The 21408-nt window shown below is 62.0% G+C and carries 19 protein-coding genes; 9 read left to right on the forward strand and 10 right to left on the reverse strand.

Annotated features, from left to right (window positions below; genetic code table 11):
• The first annotated feature begins 26 nt into the window (after positions 1–26).
• From JL39_RS20675 to hflX, 3 genes are all read left to right on the forward strand, one after another.
• Positions 27–890: a D-amino-acid transaminase gene (locus JL39_RS20675; protein WP_037155112.1), complete on the forward strand. Its 864-nt coding sequence runs from the start codon at positions 27–29 to the stop codon at positions 888–890.
• A 105-nt stretch (positions 891–995) separates the two neighbouring features.
• Positions 996–1238 (forward strand): RNA chaperone Hfq, encoded by a 243-nt coding sequence (hfq, locus tag JL39_RS20680; protein WP_037155370.1) that lies wholly within the window; start codon positions 996–998, stop codon positions 1236–1238.
• Between the two features lie 74 nt (positions 1239–1312).
• Entirely contained in the window at positions 1313–2665 is a 1353-nt protein-coding gene (hflX, locus tag JL39_RS20685; protein ID WP_037155115.1) for a GTPase HflX, read from the forward strand.
• Between the two features lie 283 nt (positions 2666–2948).
• Here the strand turns inward: hflX and mazG are convergent, their stop codons facing one another.
• The 3 genes from mazG to JL39_RS20700 all read right to left on the reverse strand — a co-directional run bounded on the left by mazG (position 2949) and on the right by JL39_RS20700 (position 5869).
• Positions 2949–3800: a nucleoside triphosphate pyrophosphohydrolase gene (gene mazG, locus JL39_RS20690; RefSeq protein ID WP_037155119.1), complete on the reverse strand. Its 852-nt coding sequence runs from the start codon at positions 3798–3800 to the stop codon at positions 2949–2951.
• 15 nt (positions 3801–3815) lie between these two features.
• Complete coding sequence (locus JL39_RS20695; RefSeq protein ID WP_037155122.1) at positions 3816–4403, reverse strand: nucleoside deaminase; 588 nt, start codon at positions 4401–4403, stop codon at positions 3816–3818.
• A gap of 104 nt (positions 4404–4507) precedes the next feature.
• Entirely contained in the window at positions 4508–5869 is a 1362-nt protein-coding gene (locus tag JL39_RS20700; protein WP_037155373.1) for a GGDEF domain-containing protein, read from the reverse strand.
• 364 nt (positions 5870–6233) lie between these two features.
• On the opposite strand from JL39_RS20700, the gene cysG reads away from it, so the two are divergent.
• The 5 genes from cysG (at position 6234) to JL39_RS20725 (ending at position 11130) form a co-directional block, all read left to right on the forward strand.
• The gene (gene cysG, locus JL39_RS20705; protein WP_037155376.1) at positions 6234–7676 is read left to right on the forward strand and encodes a siroheme synthase CysG; all 1443 of its coding nucleotides are present in this window, start codon (positions 6234–6236) and stop codon (positions 7674–7676) included.
• On the forward strand, positions 7673–7987 hold the full coding sequence (locus JL39_RS20710; protein ID WP_037155124.1) for a DUF2849 domain-containing protein: 315 nt from the start codon (positions 7673–7675) through the stop codon (positions 7985–7987). The genes cysG and JL39_RS20710 overlap by 4 nt, the downstream gene beginning before the upstream one ends.
• A gap of 7 nt (positions 7988–7994) precedes the next feature.
• Positions 7995–9668 (forward strand): nitrite/sulfite reductase, encoded by a 1674-nt coding sequence (locus JL39_RS20715; protein WP_037155126.1) that lies wholly within the window; start codon positions 7995–7997, stop codon positions 9666–9668.
• Positions 9669–10178, forward strand: coding sequence for a DUF934 domain-containing protein (locus JL39_RS20720; RefSeq protein WP_037155129.1), 510 nt, complete (start codon positions 9669–9671; stop codon positions 10176–10178). It abuts the gene before it with no gap.
• A gap of 139 nt (positions 10179–10317) precedes the next feature.
• A complete protein-coding gene (locus JL39_RS20725) occupies positions 10318–11130 on the forward strand; it encodes a ferredoxin--NADP reductase (protein ID WP_037155132.1) in 813 nt (270 codons plus the stop codon).
• Positions 11131–11272: 142 nt separating this feature from the next.
• Here the strand turns inward: JL39_RS20725 and JL39_RS20730 are convergent, their stop codons facing one another.
• From JL39_RS20730 to JL39_RS20745, 4 genes are all read right to left on the reverse strand, one after another.
• Positions 11273–11662, reverse strand: coding sequence for a hypothetical protein (locus JL39_RS20730; protein WP_037155135.1), 390 nt, complete (start codon positions 11660–11662; stop codon positions 11273–11275).
• A gap of 577 nt (positions 11663–12239) precedes the next feature.
• Positions 12240–12443, reverse strand: coding sequence for a hypothetical protein (locus JL39_RS20735; RefSeq protein ID WP_037155139.1), 204 nt, complete (start codon positions 12441–12443; stop codon positions 12240–12242).
• A gap of 245 nt (positions 12444–12688) precedes the next feature.
• Complete coding sequence (locus tag JL39_RS20740) at positions 12689–14401, reverse strand: RNA-directed DNA polymerase (protein WP_152601207.1); 1713 nt, start codon at positions 14399–14401, stop codon at positions 12689–12691.
• A gap of 20 nt (positions 14402–14421) precedes the next feature.
• Positions 14422–14925, reverse strand: a complete 504-nt coding sequence (locus JL39_RS20745) for an SLATT domain-containing protein (protein WP_037155144.1) — start codon at positions 14923–14925, stop codon at positions 14422–14424.
• A 200-nt stretch (positions 14926–15125) separates the two neighbouring features.
• Here JL39_RS20745 and JL39_RS20750 point away from each other — a divergent pair, with 200 nt between their 5' ends.
• Positions 15126–15437: an antibiotic biosynthesis monooxygenase family protein gene (locus tag JL39_RS20750; RefSeq protein WP_037155146.1), complete on the forward strand. Its 312-nt coding sequence runs from the start codon at positions 15126–15128 to the stop codon at positions 15435–15437.
• Positions 15438–15441: 4 nt separating this feature from the next.
• On the opposite strand, the gene JL39_RS20755 is transcribed toward JL39_RS20750, so the two are convergent.
• The 3 genes from JL39_RS20755 to JL39_RS20765 form a co-directional block, all read right to left on the reverse strand.
• Complete coding sequence (locus JL39_RS20755) at positions 15442–15894, reverse strand: hypothetical protein (RefSeq protein ID WP_052183017.1); 453 nt, start codon at positions 15892–15894, stop codon at positions 15442–15444.
• Positions 15894–19088: an excinuclease ABC subunit UvrB gene (gene uvrB / locus JL39_RS20760; RefSeq protein ID WP_037155149.1), complete on the reverse strand. Its 3195-nt coding sequence runs from the start codon at positions 19086–19088 to the stop codon at positions 15894–15896. Before uvrB ends, JL39_RS20755 begins: the two co-directional genes overlap by 1 nt.
• 104 nt (positions 19089–19192) lie before the next feature.
• On the reverse strand, positions 19193–21187 hold the full coding sequence (locus tag JL39_RS20765) for an EAL domain-containing protein (protein ID WP_052183018.1): 1995 nt from the start codon (positions 21185–21187) through the stop codon (positions 19193–19195).
• Positions 21188–21408: the final 221 nt, after the last annotated feature.

Below are 21408 nucleotides of genomic sequence, written 5' to 3' on the forward strand. Positions count from 1 at the left end.
CATTCTGAAAGAGCAGGGGACATTTGATGTCGAGGATTGCCTATGTGAACGGACAATATGTCCGCCATCCCGAAGCCGCCGTGCATGTGGAAGACCGCGGTTTCCAGTTCGCGGACGGTGTCTACGAGGTCTGCGAAGTGCGCCAGGGCATGATCGTCGATCTGACGCGGCATCTGAACCGCCTCGACCGGTCACTCCGCGAACTGAAGATGGCATCCCCGATGAGCCGCGCGGCCCTGACCTTCGTGATCCGCGAGGTGCTCCGCCGCAACCGGGTCAGGAATGGCATCTTTTATCTGCAGGTGACGCGCGGTGCCGCCCGCCGCGACCATTATTTCCCGGCCCCCGATACGCCGCCGACCATAACGATCACCGCCAAAAGCACCGACCCGTCCGTGGCGGCGAAGAAATACGCCAATGGCATCAAGGTTATCACTGTGCCGGAAAACCGCTGGGACCGTGTCGACATCAAGACCGTCGGACTTCTGCCCAACGTACTCGCCAAGCAGCAGGCGAAAGAGCAGGGTGCTCAGGACGCCATCTTTGTCGATCGCAACGGCATTGTCATGGAAGGAGCCTCCTCCAATGTCTGGATCGTCACGCCTGAGGGTGAACTGGTCACGCGTCCCGCGGAGCATGGAATCCTGAAGGGAATCACCCGCACGACGCTGATGGATGTCGCCGCGACGCTCGACCTCAAGGTCGCGGAACGTGAGTTCAAGGTCGAGGAGATGATGGCGGCCCGCGAAGTCTTCTTCACGTCGGCAACCGGCATCTGCGTCCCGATCGTTGAGATCGACGGGAAGCCCATCGCCAACGGCCATCCGGGCACCGTGTCGGCAAGCATCCGTGACGCCTTTTTCGACATTGCGGAAAAGACGCCGATTTGATAACCAGACGTGAGGGGAAGGGAATACGAGGGCATTTCCCGTTCGTCTCTCACCAGCTTGATCATGATCCCGGCCCTTGCCGGCAAAAAAGAAAGAAGCGGCGCTATGGCGGAACGTTCTCAGAACCTGCAGGATTTATTTCTTAATACCGTTCGCAAGCAGAAGATTTCCCTGACGATATTCCTGATCAACGGGGTGAAGCTCACAGGCGTTGTCACTTCTTTTGACAACTTCTGCGTCCTTCTTCGTCGTGACGGCCACTCTCAGCTCGTGTATAAACACGCGATCTCGACCATCATGCCGGGCCAGCCCATGCAGATGTTCGAAAGTGAAGAGAACGCCGCTTAAGGACGAACGAAATCACAACGCGCGACACTTCGAACGAATCGCTTGTTCCGGAGTCCGAAAGGCTCCGGGACGATATGCGTGCGGTCGTGGTGGTGCCGGTCCTCAAGCAGGCAAGGCCCCAAGCGGGACATAGGGCCGGGCAGGGTGATTCGCCCGCGGCACCGGTGCCGCAGCGGTCCAGCGAGGCCCGCCTCGACGAGGCGATCGGACTGGCCAAGGCAATCGACCTGACGGTGGTCGAGGGCCTCATCGTGCCCGTCGGCCAGCCGCGTCCGGCGACCCTCATCGGCACCGGCAAGATCGAGGAGATCAAGGCGCTGCTCGACGCGAAGAACGCCGGGCTCGTCATCGTCGATCATCCGCTGACGCCGGTGCAGCAGCGCAATCTCGAAAAGGAATGGAACGCCAAGGTCATCGACCGCACGGGCCTGATCCTCGAAATCTTCGGCCGCCGTGCCTCCACCAAGGAGGGCACGCTGCAGGTCGATCTGGCGCATCTCAACTACCAGAAGGGCCGCCTCGTGCGAAGCTGGACCCACCTGGAGCGCCAGCGGGGCGGCGCGGGCTTCATGGGCGGTCCCGGCGAAACCCAGATCGAGGCCGACCGTCGGCTCCTGCAGGAGCGAATCGTGCGGCTGGAGCGCGAACTGGAACAGGTGGTCCGCACCCGCCAGCTTCATCGCGCCAAGCGCCGCAAGGTACCGCATCCGATCGTCGCGCTGGTGGGCTACACCAATGCCGGCAAGTCGACGCTCTTCAACCGCATCACCGGTGCCGGCGTGCTGGCCGAGGATATGCTGTTCGCGACCCTGGACCCGACGCTTCGCCGCATGAAGCTGCCGCATGGCCGCACGGTCATCCTGTCCGATACGGTCGGCTTCATCTCCGACCTGCCGACCCATCTGGTCGCCGCTTTCCGCGCCACGCTGGAAGAGGTACTGGAGGCCGATCTCATCCTGCATGTGCGCGACATGTCCGACCCGGACAATGCTGCCCAGGCCTCCGATGTCCTGCGCATCCTTGCCGATCTCGGCATCGGCGAGAAGGAAGGGGCGGAGCGCATCATCGAGGTCTGGAACAAGATCGACCGGCTCGACCCGGAAGCGCACGAGGCGATCGCCGAGCGCGCTGCCGGCCGCAAGAACGTCATGGCGGTGTCGGCGATCACCGGCGAGGGCATCGACGCCCTGATGGAGGAGATCGCAAGGCGCCTTTCCGGCGTTCTGACCGAAACCACCATCACCATTCCGCCGGACAGACTTTCGCTGGTCTCCTGGGTCTACGGCGATGCCGTCGTTGACGATCGGAAGGACAATGACGACGGCTCCGTCACGCTCGACGTGCGACTGACCGAGCGTCAGGCAGCCGATCTGGAACGCCGGCTCGGCAACGCCCCGAAGCCGGTGAAAGAGGATTGGGAACGGTAGTCAGCTGCCGCTGCTTTTCCCCTCACCAACAAAATCTATGACTTAGCTAAAGCTAAGGCAGACTGCTGACAAAGATGGACAACCACTCCGCCGTCATGCTCGGGCCTGTCCCGAGCATCTGCAAACATTTGATTTTATTGACGTGGGTAGATCCTCGGCACGAGGCCGAGGATGACGTCGAGAGAGAAGGCGGGGTTTGTCATCAAACTGACTGAGCTTTCAGCTAAGTGTTCGAAATCGCAAGTGAAGGGACCATTCGCGCTTTGCTGGCCGGCACTTCCGTTCATCCCAACTCCCGCTCGATCGCCTTCGCCGCCTGCCAGAGTTCTTCCATGCGCTCCAGCGTGGCGGCTTCCAAAGTCTCATTCGATTTCTGAAGTTCTGTCTCGATATGGTTGAACCGACGCCTGAATTTCGTATTCGTGCCGCGTAAAGCCTCTTCCGGATCGGCCTTCACGTGCCGGCCGATATTGACGAGCGCGAAGATCAGGTCGCCGAGCTCGTCGCTGACCTTGTCCTGCCGCCTTTCACGCAGCGCCTCGCGCAACTCGCCGATTTCCTCCTCGATCTTGTCGAGGATCGGCTCGGCCTCCGACCAGTCGAAACCCACCTTGGCGGCTCTTTGCTGCAGCTTCAGCGCTTCGGTCAGCGCCGGCTGGCTGCGATGGACGGAGCCGAGGAAGCCCTGCTTGAAATCCTCGGTCACGCTTGCGCCTGACCCGAGGGAACGCTTCGCCCGCCGCTCGGCGCGCTCGCGTTTTTCCTCCGCCTTGATGTCGTCCCACTGCACCTTCACCGCGTCAGGTGTATCGGCATCCGAGACGGCAAAAACATGCGGATGGCGGCGGATCATCTTTTTTGTGATCGCCTCGACCACGTCGCCGAAGGAGAATTCGCCAGCCTCTTCCGCCATGCGGGCATGGAAAACCACCTGCAGCAAAAGGTCGCCCAGTTCCTCGCAGAGGTCGTCCATGTCGTTTCGCTCGATTGCGTCCGCCACCTCATAGGCTTCCTCGATCGTATAGGGCTTGATGGTCGAAAAATTCTGCTCGAGGTCCCAGGGGCAGCCGGTGACGGGGGTGCGCAGCGCCGCCATGATCTCGATCAGCCGCGAAATGTCCTTCGATGGTTCCATGAAGCGATCCTTCGCTCAAGCGAGCGGAATATTGTTTTCGGTCTTCCCGGACTGATAACTGTCCGAAAGCCGTTGATAGGTCGCCTTGATGCGCGCCGTCTGTGCCTTGAGCCTGCCGCGCAGCAGTTCGTCCTCGCTCTCCACCAGATCGGCGATGAAGTAGGAGTTCCAGAAGGCGTTTTGGCGCCGGTAGCCGCCGGGCTCCAGCCCGAACACTTCCTTGAGGATCTTCAGGTCATGCGGAATGGCGAAGGCGTCGCGCGAATCCTCATGGGTGAAGAAGGAGTAGAAATTGTCGAAGCCGGCCCAGGTGATCGCCGACATGCACATCGTGCACGGTTCGTGAGTCGACAGGAAAATCAATTCCTTGGAAGGAAGATTTAGAGTTTTCTCATAAAAGCATTTCAGCGTGTGGACCTCGCCGTGCCAGAGCGGGTTTTCAACCTCGTTGTTGGTTTCGGCGATGACCAGCGAAAGGTCGGATTTTTTCAGGATCGCCGCGCCGAACACCTTGTTGCCAGCTGCGACGCCCTTTTCCGTCAGCGGCAGGATGTCGGTTTCGATCACGTCCAGCAGACGGGCGGCAATGGTCTTGGCGGTCAAGGCGGGCTTCCTTCAAAGATGGCTGGCGCCAATCTATGGCCATCGGACCTGCGGGAAAAGCGCTTTGTCGCCGCCGTCCGGGCTTATCCGCAGCTACCGCCGTCTCAGGCCGCGATCACCTGGTTGCGGCCGCCGTTCTTCGCCAGGTAGAGAGCCTTGTCGGCGGCATCGATCAGATGCTGGAAGTCTGGATGGCCGCGATGCGTCGCCACGCCGATCGAGATCGTTCCCCGAATGCTCGTCCCGTCGGCGACATTCAGGTCCGTGTTCATGAAACCGGCCCTGACCCGCTCCGCGACCTCGAACGCCTTGTCGTGATCGGTCTCGACGAGTGCCACGAGGAATTCCTCGCCGCCGTAACGGAAGACGATGTCGGCTGCGCGGGTGTGTTCGATGATGATCTCGGCCACCTGCCGCAGCACCTGGTCGCCGGCCGGATGGCCCCAGCGGTCGTTGATCTGCTTGAAATGGTCGACATCGATCATCAGCACCGACAAAGGCGTGCCGTGCTGCAGACAGAGCGAGACCTCGCGGCCGAGGATCGAGGGAAGGAATTTGCGGTTCAGGGCATTGGTCAGGGCATCGCGCGCGCCGGCGGAGGCCGAGAGGCTCTGGAAGAGATCGGCCAGCAGGAACTTGATCTCCTCCACGAGCGACTGGAGCCGCGCCACCACCGCCGCAATCTCCGTTCCGTCCGCGGCGTCGCGATTTTCGATCTTCGGAAGAAGCCGGTCGTCGATTTCCCGCATGGCTTTTTCGATGTTCTTCAGCATCAGCGAGCCCTGGAACATGATGCTCGCGCGATGCCGGAACCACAGGCCGAACTCGGATGAGGAGATCGACTCTATCCGCGGCTTGCTGCCGGCGGCGCCAAAGAGACCGAAAATAACCGACTGGCTCCATTCCATCAGCGCGGCCCGCTGGCTTTCCCGTTCCACGCCGACATCCTGGCCGAGCGTGAACAGCCTGTAGGCCTCCTCGACCTTGGCGCGCTGCGCCGCGCCGCTGACATAGGCCTCGCTCATCTGCAGCATGGCGTAGTCCATGACCTCGTTGAACAGCACGATGGCGATCGCTGCCTGCCGGTTGCCGTATTGGGCGAGCAGGGCCTTCGACACATCGGTCTTGATCAGGCTTGCCCCTTCGAGCACGAGGTGCATCGGCAGCCTGATGCGCGCATGCACTTCGCCGGTGCGCCTCTGCCGGTCGTTGAAATCGGAGAGATCGCCGTCGGGCTCGATCTCCATGAGCGTCAGGAGCCATTTCCGCAGGGAATGGCTCAGCCGCTCATGGACCACCGAATGACTGAGGAACGGCAAGGCTTTCTCATGGGCGAGGAAAGCGTCGTAGAAGCGATTGACCAGTCGATCGGCGTCCCGCTCGAGCACCTCCAGCAATGTCTCCCTGGCGGATGAAAGAAGGTTTCTGTCGCAGGACTGCCAGAAATTCAGAGGTGGCGGGCTCATGTGCGGAAACATCGCTTTTCGAGAGGGACGGACACGGTTTTCTGAGCATTCTTCTGTTTCAATTCTATTAAAATTGCGGGTTGTCATGTCACTTGGCAGAGTATTTCTTCCCGACCTTGGGCTGCCGGATGTAAGGCGGCGTCCTCCTTTGCTGCTGCGCCTCGCGGAAAGCGAAGGGCCGCAGAACGGGAACCCAGTTCCAAGCCTCGGAAAAGGCTGAGAAAGACAGCCTGCGGTGGCTTTTGCTCAAGAAGCCGCGGAACGCGAAACAGAAATACCGCGACGCAGCACACTTCGCATATCCATTCCTTCAACTTCGATGCTCAATCGCGGATAGTGCACTGCTATGGTTCAAGGTGCCCGCATGTTCTCAAGCCCAGACCGCCTGTCGGTTTTCCCGGCCTTCTTTCGCATCAGCGGCAGGAGCGTGCTGGTGTTCGGCAATGGCGACGAGGCTTTCGCCAAGGCACGGCTGTTGCGCAATACGGATGCCGGGATCGTCGCCTATGCATCAGCGCCGCAAGCGGATTATGCCGCCTGGCTCGCCGCTGAGGGCATAGAGACCGTTCGCGACCGATTTTCACCGGAGCAGGTGAAGGGTGCGGTGCTGGTGTTTGCCGCGACCGGTGATGCCGCGCTGGACCGGGTGATCGTCACGGCCGCCCGCGCCGAGAAGATACCGGCAAATGCGGTCGACCAACCGGAATTCTGCGATTTCTACACGCCGGCGATCGTCAACAGGGCCCCGGTCGCCATCGCGATCGGCACCGAAGGGGCGGGGCCGGTTCTCGCCCAGATGATCCGTGCCCGGATCGACCGGATGCTGTCGCCCTCGCTGGGTGCGCTTGCCCGGCTTGCGGCCGAATATCGCGATGCTGCCGAGAAGTTTGTGCCGCGCGGCGTGTCGCGCCGTATTTTCTGGAGCCGCTTCTTTTCCGGAGATGTGGCCGATGCGGTCGCCGCGAACGACAGCGCCGCCGCCCGCCGTGCCGCCAATACGCTGCTTTCGGTGCAGGAGCGGCAAGCCGGCAAGATCTGGCTGGTCGGTGCCGGTCCGGGTGCCGAGGACCTTCTGACGCTGCGCGCCCAGCGCGTGCTGATGGAAGCCGATGCGATCGTCTACGACGCGCTGGTGCCCCAGGCGATCGTCGACATGGGCCGCCGCGACGCCGAGCGTCTGCCGGTCGGCAAGCGCAAGAACTGCCATTCGAAATCTCAAGATGAGATCAATCGTCTGCTGGTCGAACTCGGCCGCCAGGGCAAGCGTGTCGTGCGTCTGAAATCCGGCGATCCGCTCGTCTATGGCCGCGCCGGCGAGGAGATGGCGGCGCTCCGTGAGGCGGGCATTGTCTACGAGATCGTGCCGGGCATCACCTCCGCCTTTGCCGCCGCCGCCGATTTCGACCTGCCGCTGACGCTGCGCGGCGTCGCCTCCTCGCTGATCTTTACGACGGGACACGATCTGACCGGCGACGTGCTGCCGGACTGGGCAAGTCTTGCCGTTTCGGGCGCGACGATCGCCGTCTATATGGGCCGCACGGTCGCCGCTTCCGTGGCGGAACGTCTGATGGGCGCCGGCCTCGCGCCGGAGACGACGGTCGCCGTGGTCGAGAATGCCAGCCGCGCCGACCGCCGGCTTTTCCATGGGGTCCTCGGCGAACTGCCGGATCTTCAGGCGCGCGACGATCTCGTCGGCCCCGTCATGGTGATCATCGGCGAGGCTGTCGCCGGCGCGAACTTCGAAAAATCCGAGCATTTGTCAGCTTTCAGGGCTGCGGTTCGGGAAACGACAGGAATAAGAGGATGACCGACAAGGTTCTGACCGCCAACCGCCTGACCGACGGCATCGCCGTCTGGCTCGATGCGAACGGCCGCTGGGTGGAAAACCTGCAGGATGCGCTTGTCGCGCGCCACGCGGAAGCCGTTGCTTCGCTGGAGGCGATCGGCAAGCGCGATTTCGCCGAGAACAAGGTCGTGGACGTCGCAGTCGTCGACGTCGAGGAGCAGGACGGCAAGCTCTGGCCGATCCGCCTTCGCGAGCGCATTCGCGCTCAAGGCCCGACCATGGAATATGCCGCCGGCTATCGCGCAGCCGATCCGGCCTTCATCGCAGTCTGAGGAAACCATGTACCGTTACGACGAATTCGACCACGCTTTTGTCACGAGCCGCGTGGAGCAGTTCCGCGATCAGGTGGCGCGCCGCCTTTCCGGTGAACTGGCAGAGGACGCCTTCAAGCCGCTGCGCCTGATGAACGGCGTCTATCTGCAGCTCCACGCCTATATGCTGCGCATCGCGATCCCCTACGGCACGCTGAATTCGAAGCAGATGCGCATGCTAGCCCATGTCGCCCGCAAATATGACCGCGGTTACGGGCATTTCACCACCCGCCAGAACATCCAGTTCAACTGGCCGAAGCTCTCCGACACGCCGGATATCCTGGCGGAACTTGCGACCGTCGAGATGCATGCGCTGCAGACCTCCGGCAACTGCATCCGCAACGTCACGGTGGACCATTTTGCCGGCGCCGCCGCCGACGAGGTGGCCGACCCGCGGCCCTACGCCGAAATCCTGCGCCAGTGGTCCTCGGTGCATCCGGAATTTTCCTACCTGCCGCGCAAGTTCAAGATTGCCGTAACCGGCGCCGAGCGCGACCGCGCGGCGATCCAGGTGCACGACATCGGCCTGCATCTCAAGAAGAACGACAAGGGCGAGCTGGGCTTCGCCGTCTATGTCGGCGGCGGGCAGGGGCGTACGCCTTTGATCGCCAAGAAGATCCGCGACTTCCTGCCGGAAGCGGACCTCTTGTCCTACGTGACGGCGATCGTGCGCGTCTACAATCTGTTCGGGCGTCGCGACAACAAGTTCAAGGCGCGTATCAAGATCCTCGTCCACGAGACGGGCGTCGAGGAGGTCACCCGCCGGGTCGAGGAAGAATTCTCTCACTTGGCCGGAACGGAACTGAAGCTTCCCGAGGCCGACATCCAGGCGATCGCCGCCTATTTCGCGCCGCCGGCTCTGCCGGATCGCGCCGAAGGCTGGGCGCAGCTTGCGGGCTGGAAGAAACAGGACGGGGCCTTCGCCCGCTGGGTGAGCCAGAACGTTGAGCCGCACAAGCATCCCGATTACGGCATGGTGACGATCTCGCTGAAGCCGATCGGCGGCATTCCGGGCGATGCGTCGCACGAGCAGATGGACCTGATCGCCGATCTGGCGGAAGAATTTGGCCATGACGAAATCCGCATCAGCCATGAGCAGAACGTGATCTTCCCGCATGTGGCTCTGGCTGATCTGGAGCCGCTTTACCGGGCGCTGGTGGCGCAGAACCTCGCGACCGCCAATGCCGGGCTGATCACCGATATCATCGCCTGTCCGGGGCTCGACTACTGCGCGCTGGCGAATGCCCGCTCCATTCCCGTGGCGCAGGAAATCTCCACCCGTTTCGGTGCGCCCGAACGCCAGGCGGAAATCGGCGAGCTGAAGATCAAGATCTCCGGCTGCATCAATGCCTGCGGCCATCACCATGTCGGCCATATCGGACTTCTGGGCGTCGAGAAGAAGGGCGCTGAGCTCTACCAGATCACGCTCGGCGGTTCCGGTGACGAGAACACCTCGATCGGCGAGATCATCGGCCGCGGCTTCGAGCCGAGCAAGGTGACGGATGCGATCGAGACGATCGTCGACACCTATCTGGCCTTGCGGCTTTCGAAGGAGGAGACCTTCCTCGACGCCTATCGCCGGGTCGGGCCGCAGCCGTTCAAGGAAGCGCTCTATGGCGATGCCAAGGCGGAGGCTGCGTAAATGACCAGGATCTGGAGAGAAACCGGCTTCGTCGAGAACGACCCCTGGGTGATCGAGACCGAAGAGGTGAAGGCGACCGAGGAGCAGAAGGCGCTGCTGCCGCTGGACGCGCTGATCGAGAAGGCGGAATCCAGCAACGATGTCGGCCTCGGCGTGCTGATCAGGCCCGGCGACGATGTCCACAAGCTCGAGCCCTATCTCTACCGGCTCGAGATCGTCGCGGTGGAGTTTCCCGCCTTCAACGACGGCCGCGCGTTCAGCCATGCCTCGCTGCTGCGCGACCGGCTCGGCTACCGCAACGAATTGCGCGCCGTGGGCGACGTGCTGATCGACCAGGTGCCGCTGATGCTGCGGGTCGGCATCGACAGTTTTGCGGTGACGAACGCGACCGCGCTGAAGCGGCTGGAGGAGGGGCGCCTGCCGGGTATCGCGGTCCATTACCAGCCGGCGGCGAGGGCTGCGGAAAAGGCACCCGGCTACAGCTGGCGCCGCCGCACCGCGACCGCCTGAGGCGAAAAGCGGATTTTCCGGCACATATTTTCCCTGAAGCCCCGCGACTTGAGGACGCGGGTGCCTTCAAATGAACGGCCTTATGGTATATTTCGCTAGTGCGAAAGATGGGCCACAGACTGAGACGAGACGGACAGGCATGAACGCTCCAGCGAAGACAGAAGAATTTGCGGTCAAGATCCCCGACGGCGTCTATGCCGAGACGGTGCTTGACGTCGAGCATTACACCGACCGCCTGTTCCGCTTCCGCATGACGCGGCCGGCCGGTTTCCGCTTCCGCTCCGGCGAGTTCGCGATGATCGGCCTGATGGTCGGCGACAAGCCGGTCTACCGCGCCTATTCGGTGGCGAGCCCCGCCTGGGACGAGGAGCTGGAATTCTTCTCGATCAAGGTGCCGGATGGCCCGCTCACCTCGCATCTCCAGAAGATAAAGCCGGGCGATATCGTGCTGATGCGCAAGAAGCCGACCGGCACGCTGGTGCTCGATGCGCTCACCCCCGGCAAGCGCCTCTACATGTTCTCGACCGGCACCGGCATCGCGCCCTTCGCGAGCCTCATCCGCGATCCGGAGACCTACGAAAAGTTCGACGAGGTGATCCTCACCCATACCTGCCGCGAGGTGGCCGAGCTGAAATACGGCTTCGACCTCGTGGAGGAGATCAGGAACCACGAGTTCCTGGCCGAGATCGTCGGGGGCAAGCTGAAGCATTACCCGACCGTCACCCGCGAAGAGTTCCCGACCAGGGGCCGCATCACCGACCTGATCACGAGCGGCAAGCTGTTCACCGACCTCGGCGTCCCGCCGCTCGACCCGCAGACCGACCGCGGCATGATCTGCGGTTCGTCCGACATGCTGAAGGATACCAAGGCGCTGCTCGAAAAGGCGGGGCTGACCGAAGGCGCCAACAGCAAGCCCGCCGAATTCGTCATCGAGAGAGCGTTTGTGGGGTGACGAGCGGTCGGGCGCAGCCCGAGCAATCGATCCAGTGAATCGATTGCAGCGAGGAACGCCGCGAGCCCAAAGCGAGCGGCCGGTACGCCGGTGCGTCATACGCGGCCTCTTTACGCCATCTCCACACTCTCGACATCGATTATCACCCGCCCTCCGCCGGCGGCAGCGTCTTCGCCCGCCTGCGTCTCGCCGCATCCCAGATCTCGGGTCTCCATCGGTGGGGTGACGTGCGGGCGATCTCGATCGCCATGTCGGCAAGCATCCGCCGCCCGCCATCACGCGCATCAAAAAGATGGCTGTCGGAGCCGAAAAAACCTTCCGCGAACCGCGCCTCCTCGTAGACCACATCGAACAGTTTTCGCTGCTCGGCAGTCAGGTTTCGCAGGCAGCAGGGTTCCTTGTTGGACTTGAAATGCCAGTAGCAGGTATTCCTGCGACGGCAGTCGCGCCGGCGGCATGCCATGTGGGGCAGGGCGAGCATTTCGGCGGTGCGGGCGGCGAGCCAGGTCTTTATGGGCGGCTTTTCGGACATAGTAATCCCTTGGCGATCTCGGTTGTTTTGCTTCGGACGGAGCGCTGAAAGCTGCCTCGTAAGTTTTAGTTTTGGGTAGCACCTCTCAGCGCCCCGTTCGGCGGTTTATGCCCGCGACTCCAGTCCCTCTGCCTTGGCCCTTCCGGACGGTCTTTTGCCGCCGGGCTTTCGATTGGATCGACGGACAAAAATCCGGCGAAACCATCCGTCGGGCCACCATGTGTGCCGCACAGGCACGCCCGGCACGCTGTTCGGGCATCAGAAGCGAAAGGCCGGTCCGCAACCTTGTCGCTTCCCCCGTGTCGCCGGAGGGAGACCATTTTCCGCGGACCCGGACGATGAGGTTTTGCGTCTTACCCTCACCGCCCGCGCCGGCCCCGCCTCGCCAGAACGCCTTCCGGTGTATCCGATGCGGGACGGCCAGATTGTAGGCACGGGGCCGAGGGGCGGGGACGGGCGCGGACGGAATTTCGCGCAAGCCGTTGATCCCATTGGAACGGGCACGCGGGACCGTCCCCGCCCGCGGGGCGCGGACGGCGTCCGGAAAGCCGGTCTTTTGCGGGAGACGTGGCGCGGTTCAGCGGGACGGCTTGCCGCTCAGCCGCTGCTGGACGGCATCGACGCCGCCCCGGACATAAAGCGCGACGGGCTTGCCGCCGCTGCCGGCGATGGCGAAAGCGATGATCGAAACGCCGTCCTCGAAGGGCGTCACATAGAGCACCTGCGCCGGATTGACGTAGACATCCTGGTTGTGGGTGTTCTTGAAGCCGATCATCGCCATGGGTTCTCCCTTCCGTTCGCGCGGCGCAGATATAGCCACGGGCCGGTTGAGGGAGGTTTAACGCGGGGTGGGTTTGGGCGGAAGGGGGGAGGTTGCCGGGAGGGAGACCGCCTTCCGCGGACCGGATGATGAGGTTTCGCGTCTTGCCCTCAACGCCCGCGCCGGCCCCGCCTCGCCAGAACGCCTCCTGATGTATTCGATGCGGGACGGGAGCAGCACGAGGTGAGGGAGTGAATGTAGATGGTTTATATATAGTCGAGCCAACGGCTGAGTATTAGGCTTGCCCGAATCCGTTGTGTCTTAGCTTGTTTCAATTCGTGACGCAGTCTCGGTACGTTTCGTCTCTCGTCATAGAAGTAAATGCCTCGCTTAAGCATCGGGCCGAACAGAGGGTGGTCAGTAACGTAGGCATGCCGACCATCAGACCACCAACCTTTACGAACCGCCTCATATGATAGTAGCCACATTGGAGAGGCCAACCCGTCGGCGGTGGCATAAGGGAGCCAAGACGATTCATCTATGCCGTCTTCGATCAGACCACGAGAACTTAAATCCATGCAAAGCAGAGCTGAAAGACTGCTCTCGATCTTGAATACATCAAGAAGACTGCTTCGCTTCAGCTTAATCCGCAGCCCTTTCGCGATGAATAAAGACCAAGTTACCTCGAAGGAATGTCCCACAGGAGCATGAACGCGTATCATGTCGAGGATGAACTTCTCTACACGACCCGTCGGCACAGGCATTCCATTGCTCCGAGCCTCGATCAAAGATTGAGCCAGAATAGGCAGCGTTGAAGATGATTTCCGCGTCAGTCTGATCATGTAATCAAAATAGAGCTCCAAGTTCTCCTGGCTGATTTTGAATGTGCGAGCTCGCTTCATAGCCCACTTTAGAACTGCATCTTTTTCATTTCTTTGAGCGTAAAACAGAGCAAGAGTGAAGAAGCGCTCTATATCCGTTCGCTGTCCTTCAATCCCATATGGTCTAACTCGGCAGGCCTGAAGCTCTGGAACCCAAGCGATGGATGCTGTGCCACGCTTTCCTAGCGTGGACGTCTTAGAGATGTTTATGTCCAGTTCATAATGCGACATCGCGGCTTCTAGGGCTGCTGCAATCTGTTCTTCACTTTCGCGATCGTCGAAGCCGATCAGAAAGTCGTCCACGTAACGGACAGAGCGTCGGTCGAGAGCCGAGAGCAACGGTTGCAGCTCCCGCTCTAAACCAACCGCTACGATCTCGGAAAGAATGCGGGAGGTATCTGGCCCAATGGGCAGGCCCATGGATTGATCTTCCTGTCCCTTACGCAGTTCGACATCTAGCCGATTACCCAACGACTGCTTAAAAGCCGCTGCGTGTAAGTTTTGCTTTACCCAACTTTTGCCATGCAAAGCCCAAGCGATCGAATGGGTGTAAATGCTTTGATAAAAGCGGGTGATGTCTGTCTTGAAGGCATGATCATAGTCAGCAAGAATCTCAGCGGTCCTCCGGTCGATAATCCCGAAATCGAGTTTGAATACCGCCCGCGGCCCCTCAGCATCAATTATCGGTTTGAACTCGGTGATCTTTGAGTCTGAAATGTGATCCCGGATCTCAATCCATCCGTCAGTGATGGCCTGAGCAAGCCGAAAGAAATTCATGGCATTTGGGATTGTTATTCGCCGCCGAGCAGACCCATAACGAGGAATGGTGAACTGTTCAGGTCTAGAACGAAACTTCGGGAAGTCGGGCTCGTTTTTCCATTCATCCAGCAAAGCCTTGCGGAAGCGCGCTAGTGGATGAGAAACAAATGGAGGGGGTAACTCTTCGGGAAAATATCCTGCTTCAAGAAAACGCCGCAGCCGTTGAGACCGCGTCAGCCGGACTGATTTGACCAAGTTCACCCCCCAACCCAATGTTTCAGAAAATAGAGGGAAACCGCAATCAGCGATCTCGTCAAGTTTACGCCAGTTCTTGATCACTTGCTAAAGCTCGCCCAAGACTAGAGTTTGCCGGCTTCGGTCCCCTTTTCCGCCTTTCCGAGATGCGTGAAAAAGTCCTGCGTCTCCTTGGCGATCGTGTCGTGATAGAGATTCTGGTAGGTTATGAAATTCTTTTTCCAGTCCTCGCTGCCGGGCGGCAGACCGAGCCTCTTGATCTTGTAGTCGGCCCGTGCGCGCCGCAAAGCCAGTAGAGCCGTGTAACTGGCCGCCCATCGTTTGTCGTAGGCGTAGATTTTCCTTAGCCCCTCGGTGACCGCGAGCGCCGTCGCGGTCACGATCGAACCGACCTTCAGCACAAGCCCCACAATACCGTCCCACACCGCGACCTGCGCGACGAGCACAGGCGTCAGAATGCCGAGAAGCATGACCACGACCGACAATCGCCTGTCACATTTCGCGCAGCCTTCGATCTCCTTGAGGTAGTATTTTATCGTGGCCGATACTTTTGCCGCATGATCATCGGCGATCTGTTCCCACTTTGCTGCGTCCTGCTGCCCCGTCATTGACTTACCCCCGTAATATCAACTTCCGGGAGTATTTCATCGAAGATTTCAATTGTCGAGAGGCGGGCCGCAGACATGCAGCCTGGAATTGCGGGTGGGGCGGATTACCGTCCTGGTCGGCCTGTCTTGCCGTCTATTCAACCCTTGCCTCGCCCTGCATCTGCTCCACTTCCCTTTAATTCTAACCTCCGGAGCACGCCATGAAAATCATCGTCGGGTTCTTCACCACCAAGCCGGGAAAGCGGGCGGACTATCTGGAGGCGGCGCGGGAGCATCTGGAAAAGAGCCGGCTCGATCCGGATTGTCTCTACATCGAACTCGTGCCCATGCCGGACGATCCGGACAGGATATTGCTGGCCGAAGCCTTCACCAGCGAGGAGGCGCATCGGCGTCACGAGGATACCGACCATATGCGGGCGCTCTGGGCCGTCGGTCCGACACTGCTTTCGCACGTGGTGATCGACAACGTGATTTCCGAGCAGGTGCAGCATATCGATGAAAGGTTCGGGTGAGGGCTCAGACTTTCCCTTCTACGAAAGGCGCGGCTTCGAACGCCGCTGACGAGATGATTTCAAATTCCGGCTCGACGGTAGTCAGCACGTCAAGGCAGGCTCCGCCGGTGATAAAGCGGTAGTGCACGGCGTCGCGCCGGGAATCTCGGTAAAACTCTGACTGCGAATTCCAGAACCGGCTGCCTTCGATGCGATACGCGAAGTGGAAGGGGACAAGGCCGACGCTTTCGACGCCATACTCTTCGGTTGACAGATAAGTCTCATCCAATACCCGGACGATATCGGCATGGGTAAAGCTGATTTTCAGAAAAGACGTTTGCGGGTCCGGTAGCGAAAAATACGCAACCAGGGGATTGCCGCCACCTTCGGCAGCATAGCTGTGCCGAAGGTCGTAAAGCTCGGACGCCGTGCATAAAAATCTAGGCGAGACTTCGATCGGAAAATAACGTGTGGTCATTACCGTCCCGGCCGGCCGGTCTTGCCCTTGGTGCGGCTCTTGCGCTTCTGCTCGCCGGCGTCTTCGTAAGAGCCGGCGCCGATCTTGCCGCGGACCAACGGGCGAGGGTCGTCCGACCCCCTCACCAAGTTCGCCTCGCCAATCGGCTTCGCCTCTTGGGGCGAACTGTCCTCTCCCGCCAGGGGAGAGGTAGAGCGCTGCGCGCTCGCGGGCTTCGAGGGCATCATCTTGCCTTCTTCTGATCCCTGTCGCGCCTCCGGCACTCCACGCCTCTTGTCGACCGGCTTTTCCGTGCGGCCGACGGTCATTTCGTCGAGCGTGTTTTTCCGGAACAGTGATGCTTTCGCGGGTTCGGCGATGTCGCGGCCCATTTCGTCCAATTGCGGCTTGCGGAAGAGCGGCGTCGGCATGTCCGTGCCGGGGCCCATGTCGTCGAGCGAGGGTTTGGCGAAGAGGGAGCCGCGAGTCGATCTCCCCCCTTGAGGGGGAGATGCCCCGGCAGGGGCAGAGGGGGGTGTTGCCGCGGTGTCGGAGGGTGGATTACCCCCCTCTGTCCTACCGGACATCTCCCCCTCAAGGGGAGAGATCGAAGGAGGCGCGGCTTTCCCGCCCTTCGGCCGTCGTTCCTGGTCGCGGGCCTCTTCTTTCGCCATCGGATCGTCCATGACCGCCAATTCCGCGGCCTTGAGGCGTTTGATTTCGTCGCGCAGGCGGGCGGCTTTTTCGAAGTCGAGGTCGGCGGCGGCGTCGCGCATGGATTTTTCCAGCGCGTTGAGATGCGCCTGCAGATTGTTGCCGACGAGGTGGCCGCCATCGGCAAAACCTTTGCCGGAGACGCCGGAAATGTCGGCGCGGACGTGGTCGCGCTCGTAGACAGAATCGAGGATGTCGGAGATCTTCGCCTTCACCGATTCCGGCGTGATGCCGTGCTCGATATTGTAGGCCGTCTGCTTTTCGCGGCGGCGGGCGGTCTCGTCCATGGCGCGCTGCATCGAGCCGGTGATAGTGTCGGCATAGAGGATGACCTTGCCGTCGACGTTTCGCGCCGCGCGGCCGATCGTCTGGATGAGCGAGGTTTCGGAACGCAGGAACCCTTCCTTGTCGGCGTCGAGGATGGCGACGAAGCCGCATTCGGGAATGTCGAGGCCCTCGCGCAGGAGGTTGATGCCGACAAGGCAGTCGAAGGCGCCGAGACGCAGGTCGCGGATGATCTCGATGCGCTCCAGCGTGTCGATGTCCGAGTGCATGTAGCGGACGCGGATGCCCTGTTCGTGCAGGTATTCGGTGAGGTCTTCGGCCATGCGCTTGGTGAGCACGGTGCAGAGCGTGCGGTAACCCTTGGCGGCGGTCTCGCGGATCTCGCCGAGCACGTCGTCCACCTGGGAACGGGCGGGGCGCACCTCGACAGGCGGGTCGATGAGGCCGGTCGGGCGGATCACCTGTTCGGCGAAGACGCCGCCCGCCTGTTCCATTTCCCAGTTGCCGGGGGTCGCCGAGACGGCGACGGTCTGCGGCCGCATGGCGTCCCATTCCTCGAAGCGCAGCGGCCGGTTGTCCATGCACGACGGCAGGCGGAAACCGTATTCGGCCAGCGTCGCCTTGCGGCGGAAGTCGCCGCGATACATGCCGCCGATCTGCGGGATGGTGACATGGCTCTCGTCGATGAAGATCAGCGCGTTGTCCGGGATGTATTCGAACAGCGTCGGCGGCGGCTCGCCGGGGCGGCGGCCGGTGAGGTAGCGCGAATAGTTCTCGATGCCGGCGCAGGAGCCGGTCGCCTCCATCATTTCGACATCGTAGCGGGTGCGCTGTTCGAGGCGCTGGGCCTCCAAGAGGCGGCCGGCCTTTTCGAGCTCGGCGAGGCGGAACTTCAGCTCCTCCTTGATCGCCTTGATGGCGGCGTTGAGGGTGGGGCGCGGGGTGACGTAGTGCGAGTTGGCGTAGATCTTCACCGACTTCAGGTCGCCGGTCTTGGCGCCGGTGAGCGGGTCGAACTCGGTGATCGCGTCGATCTCGTCGCCGAACATCGAGATGCGCCAGGCGGCATCCTCCAGGTGGGCGGGGAAGATCTCGATCGTGTCGCCCCGCACGCGGAACGAGCCGCGCACGAAATTGATGTCCTGGCGCTTGTACTGCTGGGCGACGAGGTCGGCCAGCAGCTGGCGCTGGTCCAGCCGGTCGCCGACCGTCATCTGGAAGGTCATCGCCGTATAGGTCTCGACCGAGCCGATACCGTAGATGCAGGAGACCGAGGCGACGATGATGCAGTCGTCGCGCTCCAGGATGGCGCGGGTCGCGGCGTGGCGCATCCGGTCGATCTGCTCGTTGATCGACGATTCCTTCTCGATATAGGTATCGGAGCGCGGCACGTAGGCTTCCGGCTGGTAATAGTCGTAATAGGAGACGAAATATTCGACCGCGTTGTTCGGGAAGAAGTTCCTGAACTCGGAATAGAGCTGCGCGGCGAGCGTCTTGTTGGGCGCGAGGATCACGGCCGGGCGCTGCGTCGCCTCGATCACCTTGGCCATGGTGAAGGTCTTGCCCGAGCCGGTGACGCCGAGCAGGACCTGCGAGCGGTCGCCGTCGTTGATGCCCGAGACGAGGTCGGCAATCGCGGTCGGCTGGTCGCCGGAGGGGGCGTATTCGGTGACCATCTCGATGGCGATGCCGCCCTCGGATTTCTGCGGGCGTTCGGGCCGGTGCGGCGTCCAGATCTGCCCGTGCTTGAACAGCGGATTGCCGCTCTCGATCAGTTTCGCCAGTGCATCGACCGTGGCGGTGACGGCGCCGGGGGCCAGCGCCTGCGCGTCCTCGAGCGACACGTCGAGGCCGGCGACCGGGTTGAGCCCGGCGCGGGCGCGCGTCTTCGGGTCCGACGAGGCGCCGATCGACACGCCGCGGGCGGTCTTCGAGGCGGTGGTGTTCTTGGCGGTCTTGGGCGCCGATTTGCCCGCGTCCTTCGCGGCCTGCCTGATCGCCTCTTCGCGCGCCGCGATCTCGATCTTCTTGCGGTGCTTGCCCGCCTTGGAGGCGATCTCGCGCTGCGTCTCGACCGACGAGGCCTCCGCCTCCGCTTCGAGCTGCTTCACCCAGTCGGCGACGGAGCCCGACAGGGGCGCGCCTTCGAAGGACGATTGCGGAGCTTCCTCAAAACCGGGGTTCGAGGTCGGGGATTTTTTCGGTGATCTGGCCATGCGCCGAATATGGAGAGGAATCGCGCCAAAGGGAAGGGGGCGGGGTCACAAAACGAGTACAAAAGGGAAACGGATTTCCGGAGGCGAGGGAGCCGGCGAAACGCTCATGCGACGGCGCGCTTCAGGGCCGCGCGGCGGCTTTCGATCCAGCCGGGAATGCGCTCGGCGGGCATCGGCCGGCCGAAGAAATAGCCCTGGGCGATCTCGATGCCGAGCGGCTTGAGAGCCTCGGCCTCCTCCTCGCTTTCGACGCCTTCCATCACCACCTGCATGGAGAGCGCCCGGCCGAGGCCGGCCATGGCTCCGACGATCTCCTGGTTCTGCCGGCTTGCCCGGATGCCGGTGACGAAGCGGCGGTCGAGCTTCAGCCGGTCGACCTTGAGCGCAACGAGATAGGCGAGCGAGGAATGGCCGGCGCCGAAATCGTCGACCGCCAGCTTGTAGCCGGAGCGCTCGATATGCTTGAGCTGCTCGCCGGAGACCAGCGTATCGAGGATCGCCTCCTCGGTGATCTCGATCTCGAACAGGGCAGGATCGATATGATGCGCCGCGGTGATCCGGTCGAGCAGGCTGGGAACGCAGTAGAGGTCGAATTCGCGGGGCGAAACGTTGATCGCGACGGTCGCGCGCGGCAGGCCCAGCGACGGCAGCCGGGCAAGCAGCCGGCAGGCGGCCTCGGCGACCGTGGCCGTCAGCCGGTCCGGGAGATTGGCGGCCTGCGCGGCAGCGACGATTTCGGGGGGCGAGACCGGTCCGAGATAAGGATGGTGCCAGCGCACCAGCGCCTCGAAACCGACGATCTCCCGGGATGCAAGGTCGATCTGCGGCTGAAACCACGCCTCGATGTCGCCGGCGGCCAGCGCATCGCCGAGCGCCTGCTCCACCTGGTGCCGGCGATCGGCCTGGGAGCGGAAGGCGGGTTCGAATTCGCGCCACTGGCGGCGGCCACCATCCTTGGCGCGGTAGAGCGCCATGTCTGCGGAGCTGAACAGGTCCTCAGCGGTATCGGCATGGTCCGGAAAGATGGCGATGCCGATCGATGTCCCGACGATTGTCGGATGCCCTTCGAGCATGACCGGCTGGCGGCTGTGTTCGAGAATGCGTTCGGCCTGCGCGCGGGCAAGGCCGTGCGCATCCCGACCGCCGAAGATGACGGCGAACTCGTCGCCGCCGAGCCGGGCGATGACGCCTTTGCCGTCGATCGCCGAACGCAGCCGGTCGCTGACCTCGACGAGCACCGCATCGCCCGCACCGTGCCCGAGCGTATCGTTGATGGACTTGAAGCGATCGAGATCGAGGATGAGGAGCGCGAGTTGCTCCTCCCTCGCGACCGCCGTGGAAATGCCGGCGGAGAGCGCCGTGTTGAAGGCGGCGCGGTTGGCAAGGCCGGTCAGCGGGTCGCAATTGGCGAGCACTTCCAGCCGCTGATTGGCACGCAGGATATCGGAATTGGCCGACGACAGCGAGTCGGCGAGCGCCGTCGCCTTCAGCTTGGCGAGCACATTGCTGATGAAGATGGCCTCGCTCGTGCGGCTGCTGCGGATCAGGACCATGGTCAGCGCCAGGACGTTGAGGGCGAGCAGCCAGCCGCTGACCTGACCGCTGACGGCAAGTGAAAACATGACGGCTGCGAGCGGGGGCAGCGCGAAGGCAAGCGAGAGAGGACTGTGCCCGACGCCCATCAGGACCGCGCCGGTCGCCGTGCCGCACATGATGAGATAGAGCCCGCTATCTCCGCCGAGCGGTTCGAAATTCGGCACAGACAGGGGAAGGGCGGCCCAGGCGGTGCCACTGAGCAGTGCGCCGACGGCCATGACATTGAGCGCCTGTTGCGGTTCCTGCTCCACGGTTTCCCACTGCTTCAGGATTGCGGCCATGACGGTGCGCAGGACGAGGCTGACGATGACGGCGGCGAACCACATGCTTGCGGAGAACGTCAGGCCGCGGTTGAGCGTCGTCACGAAAAGCGCGGAAGCAGAGATGCCGGCATTGGTGAAGAGCGTCGACGGCAGGTGTTCGAGCATGGTCGAAGCCTGGGCCCGCTTGACATCGACTTCAAGCGCGGGGTCCGTCTTGCCGGTTTTCAGATCCGCTTCCATAAAGGCCGTTGGGTCACGAGGTCATCAGACGCCGAACGATGCTTCAGTCTCTTATAAAATTCCTTTAAGGGCCTGCAAATACTTGCAGCATTGTTATGCGCGGCGGCCGTGCTGCCACGGCATCGCCTAACGGATCCACGGTAATCATGCGATTGAAGACCTGGTCAGGACGCATTTACCAAACCGGAACGAAAGTTTCGCAACGACCGTTTGCGTCGCCG

Origin of the sequence: Rhizobium sp. YS-1r (assembly GCF_000757525.1) — a bacterium.
Taxonomy (GTDB): Bacteria; Pseudomonadota; Alphaproteobacteria; order Rhizobiales; family Rhizobiaceae; genus Neorhizobium; species Neorhizobium petrolearium.